Source organism: Janibacter sp. RAF52 (genome assembly GCF_052114035.1).
In the GTDB taxonomy this organism is placed as follows: domain Bacteria; phylum Actinomycetota; class Actinomycetes; order Actinomycetales; family Dermatophilaceae; genus Janibacter; species Janibacter hoylei.
Genome location: NZ_JBFRDY010000012.1, coordinates 62,517 through 85,952, shown reverse-complemented (window position 1 = coordinate 85,952; position 23,436 = coordinate 62,517). Strand labels below are relative to the sequence as shown.

Annotated in this window: 19 protein-coding genes and 3 tRNA genes; 11 read left to right on the top strand and 11 right to left on the bottom strand. The window is 69.5% G+C overall.

Going from position 1 to position 23,436, the window contains the following annotated elements; genetic code table 11:
• Nucleotides 1-230 precede the first annotated feature (230 nt).
• Nucleotides 231-1,286, top strand: coding sequence for an IS110 family transposase (locus AB4Y78_RS14210; protein ID WP_441737249.1), 1,056 nt, complete (start codon nt 231-233; stop codon nt 1,284-1,286).
• A gap of 55 nt (nt 1,287-1,341) precedes the next feature.
• Here the strand turns inward: AB4Y78_RS14210 and AB4Y78_RS14205 are convergent, their stop codons facing one another.
• The 3 genes from AB4Y78_RS14205 to AB4Y78_RS14195 all read right to left on the bottom strand — a co-directional run bounded on the left by AB4Y78_RS14205 (nt 1,342) and on the right by AB4Y78_RS14195 (nt 5,907).
• On the bottom strand, nt 1,342-1,566 hold the full coding sequence (locus tag AB4Y78_RS14205; RefSeq protein WP_441715456.1) for a hypothetical protein: 225 nt from the start codon (nt 1,564-1,566) through the stop codon (nt 1,342-1,344).
• Nucleotides 1,563-1,919 (bottom strand): hypothetical protein, encoded by a 357-nt coding sequence (locus AB4Y78_RS14200; protein WP_441715454.1) that lies wholly within the window; start codon nt 1,917-1,919, stop codon nt 1,563-1,565. The genes AB4Y78_RS14205 and AB4Y78_RS14200 overlap by 4 nt, the downstream gene beginning before the upstream one ends.
• Before the next feature lie 112 nt (nt 1,920-2,031).
• Nucleotides 2,032-5,907, bottom strand: a complete 3,876-nt coding sequence (locus AB4Y78_RS14195; protein WP_441737246.1) for a heterodisulfide reductase-related iron-sulfur binding cluster — start codon at nt 5,905-5,907, stop codon at nt 2,032-2,034.
• Nucleotides 5,908-6,158: 251 nt separating this feature from the next.
• On the opposite strand from AB4Y78_RS14195, the gene cysK reads away from it, so the two are divergent.
• A complete protein-coding gene (gene cysK, locus AB4Y78_RS14190) occupies nt 6,159-7,085 on the top strand; it encodes a cysteine synthase A (protein ID WP_441715450.1) in 927 nt (308 codons plus the stop codon).
• A 2-nt stretch (nt 7,086-7,087) separates the two neighbouring features.
• Entirely contained in the window at nt 7,088-7,687 is a 600-nt protein-coding gene (cysE, locus tag AB4Y78_RS14185; RefSeq protein WP_007927752.1) for a serine O-acetyltransferase, read from the top strand.
• A 181-nt stretch (nt 7,688-7,868) separates the two neighbouring features.
• On the opposite strand, the gene AB4Y78_RS14180 is transcribed toward cysE, so the two are convergent.
• Complete coding sequence (locus tag AB4Y78_RS14180; protein WP_128277201.1) at nt 7,869-8,210, bottom strand: protoporphyrinogen oxidase; 342 nt, start codon at nt 8,208-8,210, stop codon at nt 7,869-7,871.
• A 91-nt stretch (nt 8,211-8,301) separates the two neighbouring features.
• On the opposite strand from AB4Y78_RS14180, the gene AB4Y78_RS14175 reads away from it, so the two are divergent.
• The 5 genes from AB4Y78_RS14175 (at nt 8,302) to AB4Y78_RS14155 (ending at nt 11,120) form a co-directional block, all read left to right on the top strand.
• Nucleotides 8,302-8,388, top strand: a tRNA-Ser gene (locus AB4Y78_RS14175).
• 1 nt (nt 8,389) lies between these two features.
• On the top strand, nt 8,390-8,833 hold the full coding sequence (locus AB4Y78_RS14170; RefSeq protein WP_040881306.1) for a type II 3-dehydroquinate dehydratase: 444 nt from the start codon (nt 8,390-8,392) through the stop codon (nt 8,831-8,833).
• Nucleotides 8,834-9,075: 242 nt separating this feature from the next.
• Complete coding sequence (locus AB4Y78_RS14165) at nt 9,076-9,279, top strand: cold-shock protein (protein ID WP_007927749.1); 204 nt, start codon at nt 9,076-9,078, stop codon at nt 9,277-9,279.
• A 179-nt stretch (nt 9,280-9,458) separates the two neighbouring features.
• A complete protein-coding gene (locus AB4Y78_RS14160; RefSeq protein ID WP_441715447.1) occupies nt 9,459-10,952 on the top strand; it encodes an LCP family protein in 1,494 nt (497 codons plus the stop codon).
• Nucleotides 10,953-11,027: 75 nt separating this feature from the next.
• Nucleotides 11,028-11,120, top strand: a tRNA-Ser gene (locus AB4Y78_RS14155).
• Nucleotides 11,121-11,160: 40 nt separating this feature from the next.
• On the opposite strand, the gene AB4Y78_RS14150 is transcribed toward AB4Y78_RS14155, so the two are convergent.
• The 5 genes from AB4Y78_RS14150 to AB4Y78_RS14130 form a co-directional block, all read right to left on the bottom strand.
• On the bottom strand, nt 11,161-11,892 hold the full coding sequence (locus tag AB4Y78_RS14150) for a hypothetical protein (protein ID WP_265230079.1): 732 nt from the start codon (nt 11,890-11,892) through the stop codon (nt 11,161-11,163).
• A 30-nt stretch (nt 11,893-11,922) separates the two neighbouring features.
• Nucleotides 11,923-13,185 carry a bifunctional glycosyltransferase family 2/GtrA family protein gene (locus AB4Y78_RS14145; protein WP_282072461.1) on the bottom strand — a complete coding sequence of 421 codons (1,263 nt, stop codon included), beginning with the start codon at nt 13,183-13,185 and terminating at the stop codon, nt 11,923-11,925.
• Nucleotides 13,178-15,253, bottom strand: coding sequence for an ArnT family glycosyltransferase (locus tag AB4Y78_RS14140; RefSeq protein WP_441737243.1), 2,076 nt, complete (start codon nt 15,251-15,253; stop codon nt 13,178-13,180). Before AB4Y78_RS14140 ends, AB4Y78_RS14145 begins: the two co-directional genes overlap by 8 nt.
• Before the next feature lie 64 nt (nt 15,254-15,317).
• A complete protein-coding gene (locus AB4Y78_RS14135) occupies nt 15,318-16,790 on the bottom strand; it encodes a sensor histidine kinase (protein WP_441715443.1) in 1,473 nt (490 codons plus the stop codon).
• Nucleotides 16,787-17,518, bottom strand: a complete 732-nt coding sequence (locus AB4Y78_RS14130) for a response regulator transcription factor (RefSeq protein WP_387357081.1) — start codon at nt 17,516-17,518, stop codon at nt 16,787-16,789. Before AB4Y78_RS14130 ends, AB4Y78_RS14135 begins: the two co-directional genes overlap by 4 nt.
• 148 nt (nt 17,519-17,666) lie before the next feature.
• On the opposite strand from AB4Y78_RS14130, the gene AB4Y78_RS14125 reads away from it, so the two are divergent.
• From AB4Y78_RS14125 to AB4Y78_RS14115, 3 genes are all read left to right on the top strand, one after another.
• Complete coding sequence (locus tag AB4Y78_RS14125) at nt 17,667-18,080, top strand: hypothetical protein (RefSeq protein ID WP_441715441.1); 414 nt, start codon at nt 17,667-17,669, stop codon at nt 18,078-18,080.
• Between the two features lie 69 nt (nt 18,081-18,149).
• Nucleotides 18,150-18,222, top strand: a tRNA-Arg gene (locus AB4Y78_RS14120).
• A gap of 132 nt (nt 18,223-18,354) precedes the next feature.
• Nucleotides 18,355-18,894: a winged helix-turn-helix transcriptional regulator gene (locus AB4Y78_RS14115; protein ID WP_441715440.1), complete on the top strand. Its 540-nt coding sequence runs from the start codon at nt 18,355-18,357 to the stop codon at nt 18,892-18,894.
• Nucleotides 18,895-18,963: 69 nt separating this feature from the next.
• Here the strand turns inward: AB4Y78_RS14115 and AB4Y78_RS14110 are convergent, their stop codons facing one another.
• Nucleotides 18,964-21,315, bottom strand: a complete 2,352-nt coding sequence (locus AB4Y78_RS14110) for a hypothetical protein (RefSeq protein ID WP_441715438.1) — start codon at nt 21,313-21,315, stop codon at nt 18,964-18,966.
• 216 nt (nt 21,316-21,531) lie between these two features.
• Nucleotides 21,532-23,370 carry a phosphoenolpyruvate carboxykinase (GTP) gene (locus AB4Y78_RS14105; protein WP_265230072.1) on the bottom strand — a complete coding sequence of 613 codons (1,839 nt, stop codon included), beginning with the start codon at nt 23,368-23,370 and terminating at the stop codon, nt 21,532-21,534.
• Nucleotides 23,371-23,436: the final 66 nt, after the last annotated feature.

The window sequence follows — 23,436 nt, the reverse complement described above, 5'->3', positions numbered from 1 at the left end:
ACACAGAGATGATGGATCTGGCTCCGGCGCCGGTGTGACTCGCTGCTACACCGACACCCGTGCGGGTTGTCTTTCAGTGGATTTGTCCATCGACGCCGGAGTTTCCGCAGGCCGGGCGGAACATGACTTGATAGGAGCCTGACCGGGAAGTCGCTCGCCATTGTGCTGTCTGCCCCGACCGGCCTGCGGTGACGTCATTCACCGTTGGAAGGGAACCGTCCTTGTCGAGCATGCCAGCCCTCACGATCGCCGCCAACACGCCTGATCAGGCCCTGTTGGTCGCCGGGATCGACACCCACAAACTCACCCACCACGTCGCTGTCCTGGACCATCTGGGACGCTGCGTCGCTGACCGTCAGTTCGACACGACCGAGGTCGGCCACGCCGAACTGGTGCGCTTCCTCCAGGCCCACGGTCACCTCGGCCGCGTCGGTGTCGAAGGCACCGGCTCCTACGGGGCCGGGATCGCGCGGATGCTCACAACCGCTGGGTTCGTGGTCGTGGAAGTCGTCCGCCAGAACCGGCAGGCCCGCCGCCTGCGCGGCAAGTCCGATCCCATCGACGCCCGCCAGGCCGCGATGTCCGTACTTGCGGGCACCGACACGACGGTCCCCAAGAGCGGCGACGGGCAGGTGGAGTCGCTGCGGATCTTGATGAGCGAGCGACGCTCAGCAGTCAAGGCCAGAACTCAGGCGATCAACCAGATCCAAGCGCTCCTGGTCACCTCCCCCGAGCCGGTGCGCACCGCGTATCGCTCGATGAGCGGCAACAAACTCATCGACACCCTCACTCGCAGCCGGCCCGGCCCCAGTGGCTTGGACCCGGCGCGCGTGGCTCGCGTGAGCCTGAAGCGCCTCGCGATGAGGTGCTCTGCTCTGAGCGCTGAGATCACCGCGATCGATGACCAACTCGAGGTCTTGGTGCACTCGGTGAACCCGCGACTGCTGTCCCTCAACGGCGTAGGAGTCGTGACCGCTGCCACGCTGCTGTCCGCGGCCGGCGACAACCCCGAGCGCCTCGTGTCGAAGGCCGCCTTCGCCGCGCTGGCCGGCGTGGCACCGATCCCCGCCTCCTCCGGGCAACGTGTCCGACACCGACTTTCGCGAGGCGGCAACCGCCACGCGAACAACGCCCTGCACCGCATCGTCCTGCTGCGCATGGCAGCAACCCTCGACGTCCCATACCAGCGCCTGCGCCGCCTCGAGATCGGCACCCGAACAGACCCCGAACTCGAGCAACGCGCAACAGCTCTACTAGCCCAGCTCGGGGCGGATTCCACAGCTTGACACCAATAGGAGCATCCACTATCGGGGACTCAACTGCTGCCGGGCTGGGGACCGATCAGGCCAACGTCCGGCGCATGACGAGCCGCGGCATCTTCGAGGCGACGGCCTCCGTCGTGCCGATGGTCGTGAACCCCGCTGCCTCGAACATCGAGCGCGTCCCGACGAAGGCCATCGTCAGGTCCATCCGCCGCTCCCCCGGATCGACGGGGTAGGCCTCGACGGCTGGTGCCCCGTGCGCGGCGGCGAAGTCCACAGCACCCTCGACGAGGTGCCGCGTCACCCCTGCCGACGGTGCCCGCCGCGGACGACGACGCAGATGATGCTCCAGACCGGCACGTCGTCGACGGGGTGGATCTTCGTCGACCGGACGAGCCGTGGGATGTCGGTGCGGGCGCCGATGTTGCACCAACCGACCGGGGTGCCGTCGCGGTAGGTGACGACCCCCGGAGGGACCTCGCGATCGCACAGCCGCCGGGCGGCCTGCTCGCGGCCGCCCTCACCGAGCTCGTCGATCTGCGGTCCGGTCAGGCGGTGCGACAGGCACCAGCAGTGGCCCTCGCGCCGCTTGGGGTTGATGACGTCGGCGAAGTCCTCGAACCGGCCCGGGGTCACCGGGTGCGTCGTCCACTCCATCTCAGGAGCATGACAGGTGGCCCCGTGCGGGAGCGGGGGTCAGGTGCTCCCGGCATGACGAAGGGGGCTGCGCACCGTGTGCGCAGCCCCCTCGTCGTGGGTCGTGCTGAGGTCACTCCCAGGACGGATTCGCGTTCTTCTTCGCGAGCTCCGACAGGTCGCCGGTGTCGGCGGCCGGGGGAGTGGGGGTGTCGGCAGCGGGCGGCTCGGCCTTCGCCTCTTCGGCCTGGGGCTCCTCCGCCTGGGGCTCCTTCGCCTGGGACTCGGGAGCGGCCTCGGGCTGTGCAGGCTCCTCGGCGACAGGCGTCTCGGCCTGCGGTGCTTCGGTGGCCTGCTCGGCTGCGGGGGCCTCGGCGACCTGCTCGGCCTGCGGCTCGTCGACTGCGGGCTCAGGAGCCTCGGCCGCGGGAGCCTCAGCAGCAGGTGCCGCAGCGGCAGCCGGAGCGGCCGCGCCCGTCTCCCACGAGGGAGCAGCGTTCTTGCGGGCCAGGTCGCTGTCGCCGGCCGGTGCCGCTGGCGGTGCGGCGGCCTGCGGGGTGGGCTCCGCGGCTGCAGGCGCCCGGGGCTCCTCGACCTGAGTGGTGGGCGCCTCGGCCGCAGGGGCCTCGGTGACCTCCGGCTCGGCAGGGGCCTCTGCCGCGGGTGCCTGGGCCTTGGGCTCCTCGGCGGCGGGCGCCTCGGCAGCCGGGGCGGCGGCAGGAGCGCCGGTCTCCCAGGAGGGAGCGGCGTTCTTGCTCGCGAGATCCCCGCCACCGCTCGCCGCGGGGGCAGGAGCCTCAGCAGGCGCGGAGGCCTCCGCCTTCGGCTCCTCAGCCTTGGGCTCCTCAGCCTGGGGCTCCTCGGCGGCGGGTGCCTCGGCAGCCGGGGCAGCGGCAGGGGCGCCGGTCTCCCAGGAGGGAGCGGCGTTCTTCTCCGCGACCGAGCCGGTCTCCCACGAGGGGGCGGCGTTCTTGCTGGCGACCGAGTCGTCAGCAGCAGGTGCCTCGGCCGCAGGTGCCTCCGCCTTCGGCTCCTCAGCAGCCGGGGCGGCAGCCGGGGCCCCGGTCTCCCAGGAGGGGGCGGCGTTCTTCTCCGCAGCCGAGCCGGTCTCCCAGGACGGAGCGGCGTTCTTGTCCGCAGCGGTGGCCTCGGCCTTCGGCTCCTCAGCAGCCGGGGCGGCAGTCGGAGCGCCGGTCTCCCAGGACGGAGCGGCGTTCTTGTCCGCAGCGGTGGCCTCGGCCTTCGGCTCCTCAGCAGCCGGGGCGGCAGCCGGGGTCCCGGTCTCCCAGGAGGGGGCGGCGTTCTTCTCGGCAGCCGAGCCGGTCTCCCACGACGGAGCGGCGTTCTTGTCCGCAGGGGACGAGTCGGTGGCGGCCGCACCAGCACCGGCTGCGGCCCCACCAGCACCCACGGCAGCGCCGGTCTCCCACGAGGGAGCGGCGTTCTTGTCCGCAGCGGTCTCGCGACCGGCGACGGCCTGCGGGTCCTCGCCGGCCTCCTCGACCGCGGCAGCGGTCTGCGCGGTCTCGGCCTCGCTCGGAGCGGCGGGGGTCGCCCCCTTCGCTCCCTCACCCTCGGTGGGCGCGGGGACGGCGGTCTTGGGCTCGGCCTCGGCCTGCTCCTGCGCCTCGGTGGTGCCGCCCTTCGCGGGGACGACCGCCTCCTTGACCGACGCGAGCAGCATCTGGGCCACGTCGACGACCTCGATGTCCTCGGACGCACCCTCGGACTGCTTGGCCGTCAGGCCGTCGCTGAGCATGACGCGGCAGAAGGGGCAGCCCACGGCGATCCGGTCGGCGCCGGTCGCGATGGCCTCCTCGGTGCGGTTGAGGTTGATCCGCGAGCCGAGCTGCTCCTCCATCCACATGCGGGCACCACCGGCGCCGCAGCAGAAGGACTTCTCCTTGGTCCGCTCCATCTCCTTGAGCTCGACACCCGGCAGGGCCGAGATGAGCTCACGCGGCGGGGCGTAGACGTTGTTGTGACGACCCAGGTAGCACGGGTCGTGGTAGGTCACCGACGGCGCGGACGACGCGACGTCCTTCAGGCTCGACTTGCGCGGGCCCTCGGGGCGGTTGACCGGGACGATCTTCTTCTCGCGGACGAGGCGGTTGAGCAGCTGCGTGTGGTGCAGCACCTCGTACTTGCCGCCGAGCTGCGGGTACTCGTTCTTGATCGTGTTGAAGCAGTGCGCGCACGTGACGACGATCTTCGTCGCGCCGAGCTCGTTGAGCGTCTCGACGTTTTGCTCCGCGAGCATCTGGAAGAGCACCTCGTTGCCCGCGCGGCGGGCGGAGTCACCGGTGCAGGTCTCGCCGTTGCCGAGGACCGCGAAGTCCACGCCGGCGTGGTCGAAGAGCTCGGCCACGGCGCGCGTCGTCTTCTTGGCGCGGTCCTCGTAGGCGCCGGCGCAGCCGACCCAGAAGAGGTAGTCGACGTCGTCGGCCGACCCGACGTCCTCGCCGAGCACCTTGACGGTGAAGGGGAGGTCCTTCGCCCAGTCCATGCGCGCCTTGGCGCCCATGCCCCACGGGTTGCCCTTGGACTCGAGCTTCTTGAAGAGGCCGCCGAGCTCGCTCGGGAAGGCCGACTCGATGAGGTTCTGGTAGCGCCGCATGTCGACGATGTGGTCGACGTGCTCGATGTCGACGGGGCACTGCTCGACGCAGGCGCCACAGGTGGTGCACGACCACAGGACGTCCTCGTCGATGACCGCATCGGGGCCGTGCGGGTTGTAGGCCGACAGCGGGTGGTCGATGTCGTACCCGGTCTGGCCGACGAGCGACATCTCGCCCCAGTTGATCGCGTCCGGCTCGGCCGTCGCGACGGCGCCCTCGGCCTGGACGGCCTCGGCGCCACCGAAGGCGACGGCACCGTCGGCGGTCTGGCCCTTCGCTGCGCTCGCCGGGGTGTAGACGCCCGAGACGCCCTGTGCCGCAGCGAGGTAGGGCGCCTTGGCGTGCGCGTGGTCGCGCAGCGTCATCATGAGCAGCTTGGGGGAGAGGGGCTTCTCGGTGTTCCAGGCGGGGCACTGGCTCTGGCAGCGGCCGCACTCGGTGCACGTGGAGAAGTCGAGCAGGCCCTTCCACGTGAAGTCCTCGACCTTGCCGACGCCGAGGGTCGAGTCCTCCTCCATCTCCTCCATGACCTCCATGGAGAAGGGCTTGCCGTCGACGAGCATCGGCTGCAGCTCACCCAGGGAGGTACGGCCGTCGGCGTGACGCTTGAAGTAGATGTTGAAGAAGGCGAGGAAGCGGTGCCACGCGACACCCATCGTCGGGTTGATCGAGATGGTGATCATCCAGGCGTACGAGATGAGCAGCTTGATCAGCGCGACGACGACGATGCCCGCCTCGAGCGCCCCGACGGACATGCCCGAGAAGAGCGAGCCGAGCCAGCCGGTCAGCGGGAAGTGCAGCAGCGACGCGTGGTCGGTCTCACCGGTGTTGAGCAGGAGCGCCCGCTCCAGGCCGCGCAGCAGGGCGATGCAGATGCCGACGCCGAGGATGGTCAGCTCGACGTAGTAGGCCTGCCAGAAGGTCGAGCCGAAGAAGCGGGACTTGCGGCCCTCGTCACCGGCGGCCGAGCGCGGGTGGCTCCGCTGCCGGATGACCATGAGCATGACGATCGTGACGATGCCCGTCATCGCGAAGAGCTCGGTGATCCACTCGTAGACGAAGAAGTGGCCGATGAGCGGCAGCACGAAGTGCGGGTCGAAGAGCTGGAAGGTCGCCTGCACCAGGGTCAGGAAGAGGACCCCGAAGGAGATCATCGTGACCCAGTGGGCGATCGCCACGATGGGCAGCCGCGACATGCGGGTGTGGCCGAGGAACTCCCGCAGCAGCGTCGCCGTGCGCGCGCCGGGCTGGCCGGTGCGCTCCTTGGCCGGCGTCGACGCTCCGAGCTTGAAGACGGTGACGAAGTGCTTGACGGCTCGAGCGAGCAGGCCCCATCCGACGATGGTGATCCCGACCCCGAGGATGATCGCGACGATCTGGAGGGCAGACATGGGTCCGAGTCTAGGACTCGACCCCTGTGTCGACAGCACCGCAGAGGTGCGTCACTCGTCACCTGAGGGTACCCTCACCGCCCCCGTCGCGGCCTCGGACGAAGGGGGTGTGCCCCCTTCGCCCGGCGGCGGTGAGACCCGCTTGCACCGACAGATAACGCGGTGTTGGAATATCCATAACGTCGCGTTCGTTGTCGCGGACGTGCCCGCCGCACTCATCGCGGCACTCGACTCCGAGGGAAGGACCCGCGTTGCCCATCTATGAAGACGCCACCAAGCTCGTCGGCCGCACCCCGCTCGTGCGGATCAACCGCATCATCGAGTCCGAGGCGACAGTCGCCGCGAAGCTCGAGTTCTACAACCCGGCCAACTCGGTCAAGGACCGCATCGGTGCCGCGATCATCGACGCAGCCGAGGCCTCCGGTGAGCTCAAGCCGGGCGGCACGATCGTCGAGGCGACCTCGGGCAACACGGGCATCGCGCTCGCGATGGTCGGCGCGGCCCGCGGTTACAACGTCGTCCTGGCCATGCCGGAGACGATGTCCAAGGAGCGCCGTGCGCTCCTGCGCGCCTACGGTGCTGAGCTCGTCCTCACCGAGGGCGCCAAGGGCATGAAGGGTGCGGTCGAGAAGGCCGAGGAGATCGCCGCCGAGCGCGGCGCCGTCCAGGCCAAGCAGTTCGCCAACGCCGCGAACCCGGCCATCCACGAGAGGACCACGGGTCCGGAGATCTGGGAGGACACCGACGGTGAGGTCGACATCCTCATCTCCGGCATCGGCACCGGCGGCACCATCACCGGCGCCGGACGCTACCTGCGCTCGCAGAAGTCGGACGTCCAGATCATCGCGGTCGAGCCGGCCGAGTCCCCGATCCTCAACGGGGGCGCCCCCGGCCCGCACAAGATCCAGGGACTGGGCGCCAACTTCGTGCCCGACATCCTCGACACCGAGATCTACGACGAGGTCATCGACATCGACGCCCCGACGGCTATGGACTGGGCGCGTCGATCGGCCACCGACGAGGGTCTGCTCGTCGGCATCTCCTCCGGCGCCGCCCTTGCGGCGGCTGACCAGGTGGCCCGCAGGCCGGAGAATGCCGGCAAGACGATCGTCGTCATCATCCCGAGCTTCGGCGAGCGATACCTCTCCACCCCGCTCTTCGAAGGGCTCCTCGACTGACCGTGGCCGCCCACCTGCCGATCCGCGCCACGATCCGTGAGGATCTCGCCGCGGCCATGGAGCGCGACCCCGCCGCGACCTCGCGGTGGGTCGTGCTCCTGACCTCTGCCGGGCTGCACGCCATCTGGCTGCACCGCATCGCCCACCGCTGGTGGGTGCGTCCCGGCGGCAAGTGGCCCGCGCGTGTGCTCGCCTACCTCTCGCGCTCCTTCACGGGGATCGAGATCCACCCGGGTGCGCACATCGGGCGCCGCTTCTTCATCGACCACGGCATGGGTGTGGTCATCGGCGAGACGGCGGTTGTTGGAGACGACGTCATGCTCTTCCACGGCGTGACGCTCGGCGGCACCTCCGGCAAGCGGGTCAAGCGTCACCCGACGCTGGGGGACAAGGTCATGGTCGGCGCCGGGGCCAAGATCCTCGGCGACGTGCACGTCGGCAGCAATGTCAAGGTCGGGGCCAACTCGGTCGTCGTCAAGGACGTCCCGACCGGCGCCGTCGCCACGGGCATCCCGGCGCAGTACCGGTTCCCGGCGCTCGAGGACACCACGGGCCGCTCGCCGCAGGAGCTGCTCTACGCGGACCCGGCGCTCTTCATCTGAGTCCGCTCGCCGGGCCCTGAGGTGCGAGCGCCAGCGAGCCTCGAAGGGAGGGGACCCACCGATGACCGGTGGGTCCCCTCCCTTCGTCGTGTCGCCACGGGCCCTGCCCTTCGAGACACTCGCCCGCTGCGCGGACTCCCTCCTCAGGACCCGGAGGTCGCGCAGCGACCGTCTCGAAGGGTCAGGCGGGCGTCGGGCCGTCGCCGAGCGGGTAGGTCGACGGGCCCTGCGTGTCCGCCGCGACGCCGCTCGGGACGTCGCGCGACGGGTCGCCCGTGATCTTGCTGGCGCCCTCGCGCATCTTGTCGCCGGCGACGGAGGCTGCGCTGCTCACGGCATCGAGCGCGGCAGGGGCGGCCTTCGTCTTGGCGGCGTGCTTCGCGGTCGCGACCTGCTGCTGCACCGGCTGCGACTGCCAGGCCTTGGCGGCGCCGGAGCGGATCTGCTCGTAGCGCTGACGGCCAGCCCTGGCCCCGAGCACGTACCCGGCGGCGGCACCGAGGAGGAAGGAGATCTTCGACATGGGAGTCCTTTCGATCTGGTGGTCGGCTCACCCCGACACTACCCACACTCATCATGGCCTACCGTGGACTCGCCTGCCGCGCGGCAGGCGAGGAGGGCTCGCATAGTGGCCTAGTGCGGCGGTCTTGAAAACCGCTATGGCGGCAACGTCATCGTGGGTTCGAATCCCACGCCCTCCGCATGACATCCCGGCCCGCCCTCGTGGTGCTCAACGGACCCAACCTCAATCTGCTCGGCGAGCGTGAGCCCGAGGTCTACGGCCACGAGACGCTCGCCGACGTCGAGGCCCTGTGCCGGGCGCGCACCGACGCGCTGGGGTGGCATCTCGACTTCCGCCAGACCAACCACGAGGGCGTCATGATCGACGCGATCCACGAGGTGCGCCGCAGCGCCATCGGGCTCGTCGTCAACGCCGGCGGCTGGACGCACACCTCCGTGGCGATCCGGGACGCACTGGCCGCGGTCGCCGGACCGGTCATCGAGGTGCACATCTCGGACATCCGAGCGCGTGAGCCCTTCCGTGCCTTCTCCTACCTCGCCGACGTGGCGAGCGCAGAGGTCGTCGGGCGTGGGGTGCGCGGCTACGTCGATGCGATCGACGAGGTGCACCGGCTCGCGGGGTGACGGCCAGGCGGCCGTCCGCACCTTCCCGCGTGCGTGACCATGCTCCCGCAGAGGTTTGCTGGTAGCGTCGCTCTCGTAGTTGCAGTACAGAACTTCTCGCATGATGCGAATGGGGTCGGCCGCCACGCCGGGCTCACAGTGTTACCAGGGGCGTGTACCCCTGCCGAGGGGAGCTTTGCAGCTTGCACAAGGGACCGCGACCTGCGGGCCCGGATTGTTCAACAGGAAAGAAGATTCACCCCATGGCACAGGGCACCGTTAAGTGGTTCAACGCTGAGAAGGGCTTTGGCTTCATCGCCCAGGACGGCGGCGGCCCCGACGTGTTCGTTCACTACTCCGCGATCGACACGACCGGCTACCGGTCGCTCGACGAGGCGCAGCGCGTCGAGTTCGAGATCACCCAGGGCCCGAAGGGCCCGCAGGCTGAGCGCGTCCGTCCCGTCTGAGACGACGCACCAGTGATGCGGTGATCTCACCGCGCACCCTCGAAGGCCCCCACCAGATGGTGGGGGCCTTCGGCATGTGCGGCTAGTGTGTCCCCCCGATGGAGGACGACGGCGCCCAGTACCAGCCCCCCGCCAACCGGCGCGGGGCTCCGAGGAGACGGCCCCGCCGGCGCGACCGGGTGACCACCCCCGTGGGTGCCACCCGGGCCGAGCGCCACACCGGCGGCACCACTCGAGCTGCCCGCCGCGAGCACCGCCTCGCCCGGCGCGCGCGGCTGCGACGCCGGGCTCTGAAGGTGACGGGTGCGGGGGCGGCGCTCGTCGTCGCCGCCGGGCTCGGTGTCACGATGCACCTCGGCAACAACATCTCGCGCGTCGACATCGCGCACGGGTCGGCCGAACGTCCCGACGACGTCGACGGCGCACTCAACATCCTGGTCATCGGGTCCGACACCCGCGAGGGGCTCGGCACGACCGAGTACGGCACGGGGACAGCCGAGGGCGGGGCGCGATCCGACACCAACCTGCTCGTGCACATCTCCGCGGACCGTGAGTCCGCCTATGTCATCTCGATCCCGCGGGACTCGATGACGCAGGCACCGACGGACTGCGCCGATCCCAAGTCCACCGTCGCCAACGGCGAGGTGCGTCGGTGGAACGACAACTTCAACCAGGGCGGTCCGGCCTGCACGGTCAAGACGCTCGAGGGACTGACGGGGATCTACATCGACCACGTCGCAGTCGTCGACTTCAGCGGGTTCCAGTCGATGGTCGACGGCCTGGGGGGCGTCGACGTGTGCCTGCCCAAGCCGGTGTCCGACGCGGACGCCCAGATCGACCTGCCGGCCGGTCGCCAGCGCCTCGACGGCAAGGAGGCTCTCGGGTACGTGCGCATGCGCAAGACCCTGGGGGACGGCTCGGACCTGCAGCGCATCGAGCGCCAGCAGGTCTTCATGTCGTCGATGGCCCAGGAGGCGACGAAGACCTCCCTGCTCCTGCGCCCGGACCGGCTGTACCGATTCCTCGACGCGGCCACGAAGTCCATGACGGCAGACGAGGACCTCAGCCTGACCCGGCTCACCTCGATCGCCTCGAGCCTCAGGGACCTGGGGACGGGAGAGCTCGTCTTCGTCACCGTGCCGACCGAGCCCTACCCCGCCGACACCAACCGGGTGCAGTGGCGCACCGAGGCCTCCGACGAGCTGTGGGCCGCCGTCCGCAACGACACGGCGCTGCCCGGGGCCAAGCGCGAGACCAAGGCCGCGCCGAAGCCCACGGTCGCACCGTCGGAGATCACCGTCAGCGTCGTCAACGACACCGGCGTGACCGGGCTGGCGGCGCAGGAGGCGGCTGCTCTCGAGGTGCAGGGCTTCGGCGTCCAGATCGCCGACGTCGCCCCGACCTCCTCGGTGACGGGCGTCGTCGTCCACCACGCGCGCGGTGACACCGCCTCCGCGCGGACCGTGGCCGCCGCCTACCCGGGCGCCAAGCTCAAGGTCGACCCCCAGCTGACGAAGGGGGCCACCCGTCTCGTCATCGGCGCCGGGGCCGACCCCGCCCGTGAGGTCCCCAACCGGGAGGGCACAGACCCCCTGCCGTCGCACTCGGTGACGGCACCGCCGGCGCCGACGGCGGTCAAGAGCCGCACGGCCGACCAGGACATCTGCGGCTGACGGCCGGGTGGGCGACCTGTCGCCCACCCGAGTTGGAGCGCTGCGCACCCGGCAGATACTCTGTCCGGGTTGTCTGGAGGCGTCGCCTAGTCCGGTCTATGGCGCCGCACTGCTAATGCGGTTTGGGCTAACCGCCCATCGAGGGTTCAAATCCCTCCGCCTCCGCCAGCGGACGAGACCCCGGTCGCCACGTGCGGCCGGGGTCTCGTCATCTCCACGCCCGGGTCGACGGCTCGCCCCAGGTCTCGTCGACCAGGGCCAGGAGCGCGAGCGCAGCGAGGCCGAGACCCGCGACGACGGCCCAGACGAGTGCCCGGGCGGCGGAGGGCGGCTCCTCGAAGGACACCACCCCACGCCAGAAGCACAGCCCCGCGACGACGAACCACGTCGGCAGGCCGAGGCCCAGCCGCAGGCAGCCGGGACGCACGAAGCCGAGCACGCAGGTGATGCACCACGCGTGCGTCGCGACGAGCGCTGCGACGACGGTGAGCAGCGAGATCGGGTCCGACGTGATCGTCATCAGGACCGAGTCCGTCGGAGCTCGCCCGTCCATGAGCAGGGACCATCCCATCACCGCGGCGGCACCGATGGCGCTGACCACGAGCAGCGCAGGCAGGAGGATGCTCGTGAGGTTGCGTCGCGGGTAGCCGTGGTCGTCGCGCTCCGTGGACAGGAGCAGGAAGGGCCACATGAAGCCGCACCCGACGGCGAGGATCGCCACCCACGCGGTGTCGGCCTCGATGGTGTCGCTCGACGCCGGGCTGTAGCGCAACCACCCGGTGAGGGAGAAGAGGAAGACACCGGAGAAGAAGGCGAAGGCCCCGGCCCCGTAGCCCACGGCCCGACGGGCCTCGGCCCACCATCTCGGGGGCCGGTCCTCCACCGCTCGCAGGTCCTCGGCAGTCCGCGGCGCGAGGCGCCGGTACGGGTCGTGGGCCATGCCTCCATCATGGCCGCGGCCAGGGTGGGCTCAGCGGGCGACCTCCACCTCGCGGTGGTCGGACCCCCCTTCGGCCGTGGCGTCGACGGAGCCCACCGGCAGGTCGGGATCGCTCCGGTCGGCGAAGATCCACGAGCGCATCGCGACGAACTTGACGACGGTCGCCGCGATGTTGGCGACCCCGATGACGAGCGTCTCGACCGCGACGGGCGTGGCCGGCCAGGCAGCGTGGAGCAGCCCGAGCGCGCCCGAGGTCATCGCCCACGTCCCGCCGAAGACGAGCAGCCCCTGCAGCTGGTGACGCAGGCTGCCTGCGCTCCCGCGGATGCCGAAGGTCCATCGACGGTTGGCCCAGGTGTTGGCGACGGTCGCGACGAGCAGCGCGGCGACGTTGGCCGTCTGCGAGCCCAGCCCGACGGCTGTGGCCAGCAGCGCGAAGAGGCCGAGGTGCAGCAGCGTCGAGGCGACCCCCACCACGCCGAAGCGGACGACGTGGGCGCCGACCCCCGACGAAGGGGGGATCCGCCCCATGCGCTGCCGGATGTCCTCGACGGGCAGCACCCCTGCTGCGAAGGTGCGCTGCATGCGCCAGACGCCCCGCAGGTCGTCGGTCGCGGTCCCGACGACGTCGACGCGGCTGTCCGGGTCGTCCCACCAGTCGACGGGCACCTCGTGGATCCTCAGCCCGCAGCGCTCGGCGATGACGAGCAGCTCGGTGTCGAAGAACCACGTGGGGTCCTCGACGAGCGGCAGCAACTCGCGGGCGACGTCGCCGCGGATGGCCTTGAAGCCACACTGCGCGTCGGAGAAGCGCGCACCGAGTGCGGCCCGCAGCACGACGTTGTAGGCGCGGGAGATGAACTCGCGCTGCACCCCGCGCACGACCCGGCTGTCCTGGTGGAGCCGGGTGCCGATCGCCATATCGGAGTGGCCGGACATCAGGGGCGCCACGAGCGGCCACAGGGCGTCGAGGTCGGTCGACAGGTCGACGTCGGTGTAGGCGAGCACCGGTGCCTCCGAGGCGAGCCAGACCTGCTTGAGGGCGCGGCCGCGCCCCTTGGCCTCGAGCCGGACCACCGCGACGGCCGGCAGGTCGCGGGCGAGGGCCGCGGCGACGAGCGGGGTGTCGTCGGTGCTCGCGTTGTCGGCGACGGTGATCCGGAAGGGGTAGGGGAAGGTCGCGGTCAGGTGTTCGTGGAGCCGGCGCACGCACGCGGCGAGCGTGTGCTGCTCGTTGTGGACGGGGACGACGAGATCGAGGACGGGGCCCCGGGTCATGGTCACCTCAGACATCGGTCGTGCCCCCCGTCGAGGTCGACGTGGTCGACGACTTGATCGGCTGGGTGAGGTCGTAGAAGGTCGTACCGCCGATCGTCACCTCCGTGAAGTTGGCCTGGACCCAGGTCGTGATCTGCGAGCTGCTGCCCGATCCGCCCATGCCGCCACCCATGCCGCCGCCGGCGACGAGGTAGTGGATGTCGCCGTCCTCGACGTACTGCTGGAACTGCTCGAGCGTCGGGGAGGGGTCGGAGCCGTTGAAGCCGCCGATGGCCATGACGGGCAGCTCGGTGCCCAGCTGCAGGCCGGCAGCATTTTGCGAGCCGACGGCTGCGGCGACCCAGCGATAGGAGTCTGCGTCCTCGGAGAGGGCGGCGACGACCTCGGTGCTCGGGGTGCTCGCATCGAGGAGGCCGCCCATCCCGCCGCCGCGGCCCTGGGGTGCGGTCCCGGTCCCCCCGCCGGTCCCGGGGCCGCCCGCCCCCTGCGGTGCGGTGGTGGTGCCACCTCCGGCCTGGGGTGGTGTGCCGCGTCCGCCGCCCATGCCCCCGTCACCGGGGCCTCCTCCGCCACCGGGCCCGCCGGTCGACGGTCCTGCCGTGACGATCGAGCCGGTGTGGCCCTCCGCGAGGGTCGTCGCGCTGTAGGCCGCGGGCCCGGCGAGGCCGGCGAGGACCGCTGCGGCGGCGATGACGGCGACGGCCCGGCGGTGGACCCGGGCGATGACGAGCAGCAGGAGAGCGGCCGCGAGGCCGACGGCGAGGACCGCGACACGCAGCCAGCCGTACTCGGTGGTGCGGCTGAGCAGGATGAATCCCCACACTGCGGCGGTCGCCGTGGCCACCGCGAGGGTCACCGACCCGATGGACTGCTCCCGGCGCTCCCAGGCCTCGACAGCGCCGGCGCCGACGAGGACCGCCACAGCAGGGGCGAGGGCGACGGTGTAGTACTCGTGGAAGATGCCGGCCATGAAGGAGAAGGTGAGCATCGTGACGACCAACCAGCCGCCCCAGGCGATGTAGGCGGCGCGGCGCAGGTCCGTGCGGGGGGCTCGACCGCGCAGCCACAGGCCGACGGCGAGCAGGACGAGCGCGGAGGGGATGAGCCACGAGATCTGGCCGCCGATCGACGTGCTGAACATCCGCAGGATGCCGGTCTCGCCCCAGCCGTTGCCCCCGCCGACCGACCCGGTCTCGTTGCCGTTGATGCGGCCCAGTTGGTTGTAGCCGAAGGTCAGCTCGAGGAAGGAGTTGGTCTGGCTGCCGCCGACGTAGGGCCGCATGCTCGCCGGGACCAGCTCGACGATCGCGACCCACCACCCGGCGGACACGAGCGCGGCGACGCTGCCGGCGACCGCACCGACGAGGCGTCGTCGCAGGGTGGTGCGGGCGGCGACGACGAAGGCGAGGCCGAGGCCGGGGACGACGAGCAGCACCTGCAGGGTCTTGGTGAGGAAGCCCAGGCCGGCGAGGACTCCGACGAGGACGAACCACCGGGTCGAGCCACGCTCCACCGCGTGCACGGTCGCCCACGCCGCGGCGGTCATGAGCAGGACGAGCAGCGCGTCGGGGTTGTTGAAGCGAAACATCAGCACCGCGACGGGCGTCAGGGCGAGTACCGCGCCGGCGAGCAAACCGGCGGCTGCGCCCCAGTGCCGCTTGACGCTGGCGTGGACCAGGCCGACGCTGGCGACCCCCATGAGCACCTGCGGGGCGAGGATCGCGAAGGAGTTGAGCCCGAGCAGACGCACCGACAGGGCCATGACCCACAGCGAGGCGGGGGGCTTGTCGACGGTGATCGCATTGGCCGCGTCGGACGAGCCGTAGAACATCGCGGTCCAGCTCTGCGAGCCGGCCTGTGCGGCAGCGGAGTAGAAGGAGTTGGCCCAGCCGCTCGCGGTGAGGTTCCACAGGTAGAGGGCGCCGGTGGCCACGAGCAGCCCCACCAGTGCCGGTCGGGCCCAGGCGGGGTCCCCGTGCGGGCCGCGCAGCAGTCGTGCCCAGCGCGAGGTCGCGCCGGCGGCCGTGCGGGGGGCAGGTGGTGAGGCGGGCGAAGGGGGCGGGGCCAGGGTCATCGTGTCCATGACCGCAACGCTCCGGCCGGGCCCTGTGGGGAGGCTGTGGCCCGCCGTTGGCCGTCGTGTGAGATCAGCTGACGGGCAGCGTCACCGTGAAGACGGTGTGCCCCGGCTGCGACCGCACGTGGACCTCTCCGCCGTGGGCGCCGGCCACGGCGGAGACGATCGACAGCCCGAGGCCGGTGCTGCCGGAGGCACGCTGTCGCGATCCGTCCCCGCGGGTGAACCTCTCGAAGACGTCGGGCAGCAATGCCTCGGGGATGCCGGGGCCGTCGTCGGCCACCTCGATGACGGCACGTCGTCCCCCTTCGTCGAGGCGGAGGGAGACCCGCACCGTCGTCCCGGCCGGCGTGTGGGTGCGTGCATTGGCCAGGAGGTTGGCGAAGACCTGGTGGAGGCGGGCCCGGTCGCCGATGACCTCGACCGGCTCGGGCGGCAGATCGAGGACCCACCGATGGTCGGGGGAGACGGCGCGGGCGTCACCGGTGACGTCGATGGCGAGCACCGTGAGGTCGACGGCCTCGCGCTCGAGGGGGCGGCCGGTGTCGAGACGCGCGAGGAGCAGGAGGTCCTCGACGAGCCCCTGCATCCGCAGGGCCTCGGACTCCACGCGGGAGAGCGCGTGCGTGACACCGGGCGGGACCGGTGCGGTCTCGCGGCGGCTCAGCTCGGCGTAGCCGCGGATGGAGGCGAGGGGGGTGCGCAGCTCGTGGCTGGCGTCGGCGACGAACTGGCGCACCCGCATCTCGGACTGCTGCCGGGCGCGGAGCGCACCGTCGACGTTGTCGAGCAGGCCGTTGAGCGCCAGCCCGACCTGGCCGACCTCGGTGCCCGGGTCGACGTCCGGCACCCGCTCGACGAGCGTCACCTCGCCCGACCCGAGCTCCAGCTCGGAGACGCGGCGGGCGGTGCCGGCGACGCGCTCGAGGGGTTGGAGGTTGCGCCGCACGAGGTAGGTCCCGCCGGCCCAGACGCCGACCAGCCCGACGAGGCTCGAGCCGGCGACGATGAGGACGATGGCGCCGACGGTGCGACCGATGGGGTCGACGGGGACCCCGGTGATCGCGGTCCACCCGTCGGCCGTGCGCACGGAGACGAGCCGGTAGGTGCCGATGTCGTCGCCGAGGTCGACGGTCCGCGGACGGCTGCTCAGGCCGGCGGCGTTGAGCTCGGCGACCTGCGCCTCGTCGAGGGTGTCGTTGCGGCCCGCGGTGTTGACCGCGTAGTTGAGGTCGTTGCCGCGCTCGTCGACGGCGACCTCGCCGTCGCGCAGCACGAGGTGGAGCACGGCGTTGCCGCTGCCGGCGGGAGGCCCGCCGCGCAGCCCGGAGCCGGGCCCGGGCGGCTGGGTCCCGTCGATCGCGCCGACGAACCGCTCGGAGGCGCTCATCAGGTCGTCGTCGACCTGCTGGGTGAGGTACTGCCGCGCGGCGAGGCTCGTCAGGGTTGCCATGACGACGGTGACGGCGAGGAAGAGCAGGACGACCGACGCGACGAGCTTGGCCCGCAGCGTCCAGGTCGACGGACGGCGGAGGGAGGTCACTTCGCCGGCTTGAGGACGTAGCCGGCGCCGCGCATCGTGTGGATCATCGGGTCGCGCCCGGCGTCGATCTTCTTGCGGAGGTAGGAGACGTAGAGCTCGACGACGTTGGCCTGCCCGCCGAAGTCGTAGTTCCACACCCGATCGAGGATCTGCACCTTGGACAGCACCCGCTTGGGGTTGCGCATGAGGTAGCGCAGCAGCTCGAACTCCGTGGAGGTCAGCGAGATCTCGTCGCCCCCGCGGATGACCTCGTGGCTGTCCTCGTCGAGGGTGAGGTCGCCGACGACGAGGAGCGAGGAGGACTCTGTCGCGACGACGGCGGTGCGTCGCAGCAGCGCCCGCACCCGGGCGACGACCTCCTCGAGGCTGAAGGGCTTGGTGACGTAGTCGTCGCCGCCGGCTGTGAGGCCCGCGACCCGGTCCTCGACCGCGTCGCGGGCGGTGAGGAAGAGCACCGGGACCTCGGGCTCGTCCGCACGCATCCGGCGCAGGATCTCGAGCCCGTCGATGTCGGGGAGCATCATGTCGAGCACCACCGCGTCGGGGGAGAACTCCCGCGCCGTGCGGACGGCCTCGGTGCCGGTCGCGGCCGTCCGCACGTCCCACCCCTCGTAGCGCAGCGCCATGGCGACGAGCTCGGTGAGGTTGGGCTCGTCGTCGACGACGAGCACGCGGACGGGCGAGCCGTCCGCTCGGGTCAGTGGGGGGAGCGTGGTGCGCTGGGCCATGAGGACAGTCAACTCCCCTCGCCCCCCTTCGAACCCATGCGTCGGCTGTGTGTCACCTGTGAAGGATCGGCGGACGGTCCTCGTGGTGCGTAGGTGGGTGACGGCTCGGCCACAGCGCCACCACAGGGAGCGGTCCGAGCGTGGAGCCATGAGCACCTCCCACGACCCAGGAGCACCGATGACCCAGCAGTACCCGACCCAGCCCGACCCCGAGGCGACCGCGCCGCTGCCCAAGACCGCGCCGGCCATCAACCCGCCGCGTTGGCGGGGCCGCAAGACCGCCGTCGCTGCGGCCCTCGCGATCGGCCTGAGCTCGGCCGGTGCCGTCGCCGCGGCCGCGACCGTCGAGCAGGGCAGCACGGGGCGCGAAGGGGGTGGCCCCGGCGGTGGTCAGGGCTTCCCCGGCGGCCAGCAGCAGGGACAGCACGGACAGCAGGGCGGGCAGAACCAGCAGCAGGTCCCCGGTCAGCGGGGTCAGCAGCAGGCTCCCGGCCAGATGGGCCAGCAGGGCACCCTGCCGAACGACCAGCCGAGCGGCCAGCAGAGCGCCCAGACCTCCTGACGTCCGTCGATTTCGCCGCGCGGCCGGGAGCAGGTACTCTCTTCACTTGTCGCCGGACACCGGCGGCGAGCGCCCGTAGCTCAACGGATAGAGCATCTGACTACGGATCAGAAGGTTTGGGGTTCGAATCCCTACGGGCGCGCTCTGTGTTGAGACAGACGGAACAGGCCCTGCCAGCGGTAACGCGGCAGGGCTTGACTCGTTGACCGACCTTCACGACTTTCGTCAGGGAAGTTAGGCTGCCGGCAGCAGTCCACCCGTGAGAGGTCCGCCCATGCCGTTTCGCTCCGACTGGTCCGACGAGCTGTGCCCGATCCGTCGTTCGCTCGACGTCCTCGGTGACGGGTGGGTCCTGCTCATCATCCGTGACGTCCTGCACGGCCGGGGTCGATTCGACACCCTGCGCGACAACCTCGGCATCTCGGAGGCCGTCCTCAGCCGCAGGCTGCGCGCGATGGTCGAGGCCGGGCTGCTCGAGCGTGTGGACTACGACGACGGCGGCCGGACCCGGCAGGGCTATGCGGCCACCGAGGCCGCAGCCGAGCTGCTGCCCGTCCTCCAGCAACTGGCCATCTGGGGAGAGCGGCACACGCCCACGCCCTCCGGTGGTGGTCACATGGCGCTGATCCACGAGGACTGCGGCCGGGAGACGACGCGGGGCGAGACGTGCAGCCACTGCGGCGAGGCCCTCGTCCCCGAGCAGATGTCGTGGGACAAGCCCTGGCACGGCCGCCGCGACCGTCTCGTCGCTGCCGGCGAGCTCGGTTCGAGGCCTGCTGCCCGACGGGCGACTTCTAGCGTCTCTCTGAGCTGACGTGGTGCCTAGCGGTCATAATGCTGTTGCAGCTGGCGGAACGCTCCCTTCGTGCCGCAGGAGTGAGTATCAGCCCGCTATGCCCACATCAGCGTCCATGGGCTCAGCGTGCTGGGAGAAAGACTCGCCCTCGATCTTCTTTGGCCAGCCTGACCAATACTTTTCATCGCCTCTTTGTGGCAGAAGTGAGAACCTCAGGGGGCCTGCATCACCCAATTTTCCCCCAGGAAGGATGACTAGCCGCTGCTGGTTGCTCGGGAGCTTGGCGGATGCCGCCCAAGAATCGGCTGGCACCTGAACTTCCTCGCCGCCATTCCTAAAAAAGAGGACCTTCCGCTCTAGAGCGTCCGTGGTGGAACCGGTGCGAATGAAGACCCGAGGGCTCAATCCAGTCCTGAATAGGCAGTTCAGCATGCTTTCGAGACTCGTGGCCGCACTGGCGACATCTTCCACCGTTGGAAATGTAGTGTTGCCGTGCAAGCCAGCATTTCGCACACCGGTGACACCTTGATCGCATGCAGTTCTCGCGGTTTGCATTAAGGCACTAAGGAGATCGTTCCGGTTTGACTCATCGAGGTTCGTGAACGGGATCGAGTTCGGGAAGAAGAACGGCCTTCCTGCGCGAGTTGTGGAATTGGGAAGTTGCCCTGGGGGTCGCCGATGGTCCTCTCGGGTGCTGGTGCGCAGTTGTCCGGCTAGGCGACCGTAGGCTGATCCGAGTTCTGCCAGCGAAGGCTTGTCCATCCTTTGCCAGATCCGCTCCTCCCCTCTCGTCCCGGATAGGTCCAACGCCTCGTCGAGGTCGAAATAGCGGTTGTGGTCAGGGTGGAGGCGAAACGGGTAATCGCTCACGTAGTGATCATCAAGTAGCGCCCAAGCGGAAAACTTCAAACTGGAGAGAAGGACTTCTTCGATTGCTACGAAGCAGTTCGCTATAGACGCTCTCATGGAGTTTTCACTAGAGCCATCTTGCGTGGTGGAGGCTAGTGTGGCCAGGGCCTCTTTCGCTAGGCCATGGAGTTGATTGTGCGAGTCTTCAGCGTTGAAGCCTAGGCGCCAAGAGATCCGTTCTTCGAGTATCGTGCGGTCGGTGGCGTACTGGTCAAGTCCGAGATGACGCGCTGAGGCCTCAGCTGTGGTGCGACTTCCCAACAATGCGCGTTCGATGATTCGTTCGTCGCTCGCATTGGCGTAAACATAGGCTTCCAGTTCCCGCGTGGTGGTGGCCTCGGGCAATCCAAGCGTGAATGCAAGGTCTCGAGTGTCGACATTGGTGGACTCAGCGACGATCCTGAACAGATTCGCCAATCTGGCAGCTGATTGAGTCGGTTTCGAAATGCGAAAGCCATTTCGGGACAGTTGCGGCCTAGCAGAGGATCGGCCCGGGGAGCGCGCGATTCGAGGCTCTCTAATCTCGTTCATCAAGATGGGTATTTCGTTCGAGTCCACAAGTCGATCGAGCGATCTCGCGATCTCGCGATCAGTGAAGTACAGGATAATCGAGATGAGTTGCGCTCGGTGCATGCTCCCCACCGCGGTCTCCGGGTCACCGAACACGGTCGAGAAAGTGCGCTGGAGTTCGGTCCTCCCGGCCCGATCGCTCAGGTGCAACCGGACGCAGTCGGCCGCCAATGACCGGAGTTCGCCGTCCAAGAGCACATCAGCCACCAAGTCTATTAGTCCAGGGGCGGACTCGAGGTCGAATGCGCCCAGATGCGCCGCCATGTCTTCACGAAAATTTAAGGGTGAAAGGGAGTGGCTCGTGCTCTTCGCGTTGAGAATTCGATGCAATTCGGTCCGTGCTCGGGATATTTGCGAATTGTCGGCCGTCGAGAGCGTGGCCCAGTGGACGCTGAGGCAACGTTCGTCGGGGCATCTGTACGCCGGGAATGCGCGTTGTTTCGTGGTCTTTCCACGAGGTTGGCGCGACTTAAAACACCCGAATGGGCCGACGACTGTATCGGAATATTGGACTACGCCCTTGGGCTGGTCTTTTAGGAGCTTTTGAGACTCGTGGGCGGTGAGGGTTGTTTTCCCCTCAAAAGACTCCCACCAAGCATCGTGAAGGTCTCTGCCATACGCGTACGGAAACTTGATCCGGTCCGCCATCACCTCTTTGCCAATTCCGTCGCGAAGGGAGTCGGTGTCTGTTTCAGGATGAATGAACAGGTCGCCGCCGAAGCCAATCTTGAGCGCCACGGCAAGTTTGGCTTCGTTTGGCCGGAACTTGCGGTTTCTTTGGGTGAACTCGCCGAGGAGTTGGTCTCCTGCTTCAGTGAGGCGAATGGGGTCGACCAAGACGTCTGGCACCTTGTAGCTATCGCGGATGATGCATTCGTCCAGCAGGGCTGCCATTCCAGCGAATTGCAGCACCGAGAGCGGCGTGCTGCTTCTGCCTGAGTCGCTGAGCTGTTCTTCCAAGACTGATCTCCATCGTCCTGCGTTTTGACATTCTCCGCGGTTTGCCGGACCAGCCCTGTCCATTGGGGTGAGCCTTGCGTCCGGAACTGGGGTCCTAGTCTACGAGGGGGCTAGGCCGAGGGTCCATGGCGCCGTTAGTTTCTGGTGCGTGCCTGATTGCGGTCGACGAAGGGCGCCACCCCAGCGGGATGACGCCCTTCGTCGTGCTCTGCTCGATCAGGCCTGCGCGTCGAGGTCGGCGGCCACGCGGCGGTGGGCCTCCCAGATCTCCTCGGGCAGACGGTCGAAGGCCTTGAGGTGCGCCTCGCGGAAGCTCATCTCCTGCTGCCAGCGCGGGACGTCGATGTCGAGGATGCGGTCCAGGTCCTCCTGGGGCAGGTCGAGGCCGGTGAGCTCGAGCTCCTCCTGCGTCGGGATGATGCCGACCGGGGTCTGGCGACCGGTGACCTCGCCCGCCTTGAGCTGCATGAGCCACAGCAGCGGACGGAGGTTCTCGCGGTAGCCGGGCCACAGGTAGTGACCGTCCTCCGGGTCCTTCTGGAACCAGTTGACGTGCGCGAAGAGCGGCTTGTCCTTGGCGGCCCCGATGATGTCGAGGTAGTGGCGCGCGTAGTCACCCTCGCCGTAGGCCATGAAGGGCCGGTTGGACATCGGGTCGTAGCGCAGCTGGCCCTCGACGCCCTCGGCCGCGGCGGTGGCCTCGGCGCCCAGCGTCAGGCCGTCGTAGACGCCCTCTGGCAGGTCGGTGATCGCGCGGATCAGCGGCTCGCGGTCACGGGTGCGACCACCGAAGATGATCGCGTCGATCTCGACACCCGCAGCCTCGTCGAAGTCCTCGGCCGCGTTGGGGACGTTGGCCAGGGTGGTCGTGAAGCGGCTGTTGGGGTGCGCCCACGGGGAGGTGTCGCCCGGCTCGCGGTCGGCGATCGCCTCGCCCTTCCAGTCGAGCCAGCCGTCGACGTCGGCCGGCGGCTCGGGCGTGCGGCCCTCCCACCAGACCTCTTCGGTCTTCGGGTTGTAGGCGATGTTGGTGAAGATGACCTTGGTGCCCGGGTCCACGGAGTGCAGCGCGGTCGGGTTGGTCGTCTCGTTGGTGTCCTTGGCGACGCCGAAGACGCCGTACTCCGGGTTCATGCCCATGAGCTTGCCGGTGGACTCGTCGACCCACAGCCACGCGATGTCGTCGCCGTAGAAGTCGACCTGGTAGCGGTCGCCGAGGGCGTCCGGCGGCAGCATCATCGCGAGGTTGGTCTTGCCCGAGGCACTCGGGAAGCCACCGGTGATGTGGTACCGCCTGCCGGTCTCCTTGTCGGTGATGCCGATGAGCATGTACTGCTCGGCGAGGAACTTCTTCGTGGCCCAGCCGTCGTAGGCGCCCTGGCGCAGGCCGTGGGCGATCTTGCCGAGCAGCGCGTTGCCGCCGTAGGACGAGCCGAAGTGCAGGATCATCCGCTCGTCGGCGACGGTGACGAAGTAGCGCTTGTCGTCCGGCGTGCCCTGGCCGAGGTTCTCGAGGTCACCCGTGACGTGGACGGCGCGGACGAAGTCGTCCTGGACCGGCAGGTCGTTGACGTGCTCGACGCCGACCCGGGACATGCGGATCATGTGCAGCACGACGGGGCGCGAGTCGGTGAGCTCGACGCCGGTGGCCCACTGGGCCAGCTCGTTGCCCTTGGGCGACATCAGGTAGGGCAGGACGTACATCGTCTTGCCCTGGGACTGACCGCGCATGAGCTCGGTCAGCTTCTCCTTCATCTCCGCAGCGGGACGCCAGTTGTTGTAGACACCCTTGTCCTTCTCGTCGTTCGTCGCGACGATCGTGCGCTCCTCGGAGCGCGCGGTGTCCTTGGAGTACGAGCGCGAGTAGTAGCGGCCCTCGCCCGCGGGCTGCAGCTCGCCGGCCTCGAGGGCCTCTGCGATGAGACGGTCGTCGTCCTGAGCGCCCACCACCTCAATCCGGTCGGGCTGGGTGATCTCGGCCCAGTGCTTCACGTACTCGCGGACGGCCTCGTTGGTGAGACCTGACGCGTCAAGTGCGGCGTCGACGTCGACCATGCTGTGTTTCCCTCTCACGTGCTGGGTGTGCGGGCGGTCCCTCGCAGGTTCTCCCGGTTGCGGGCA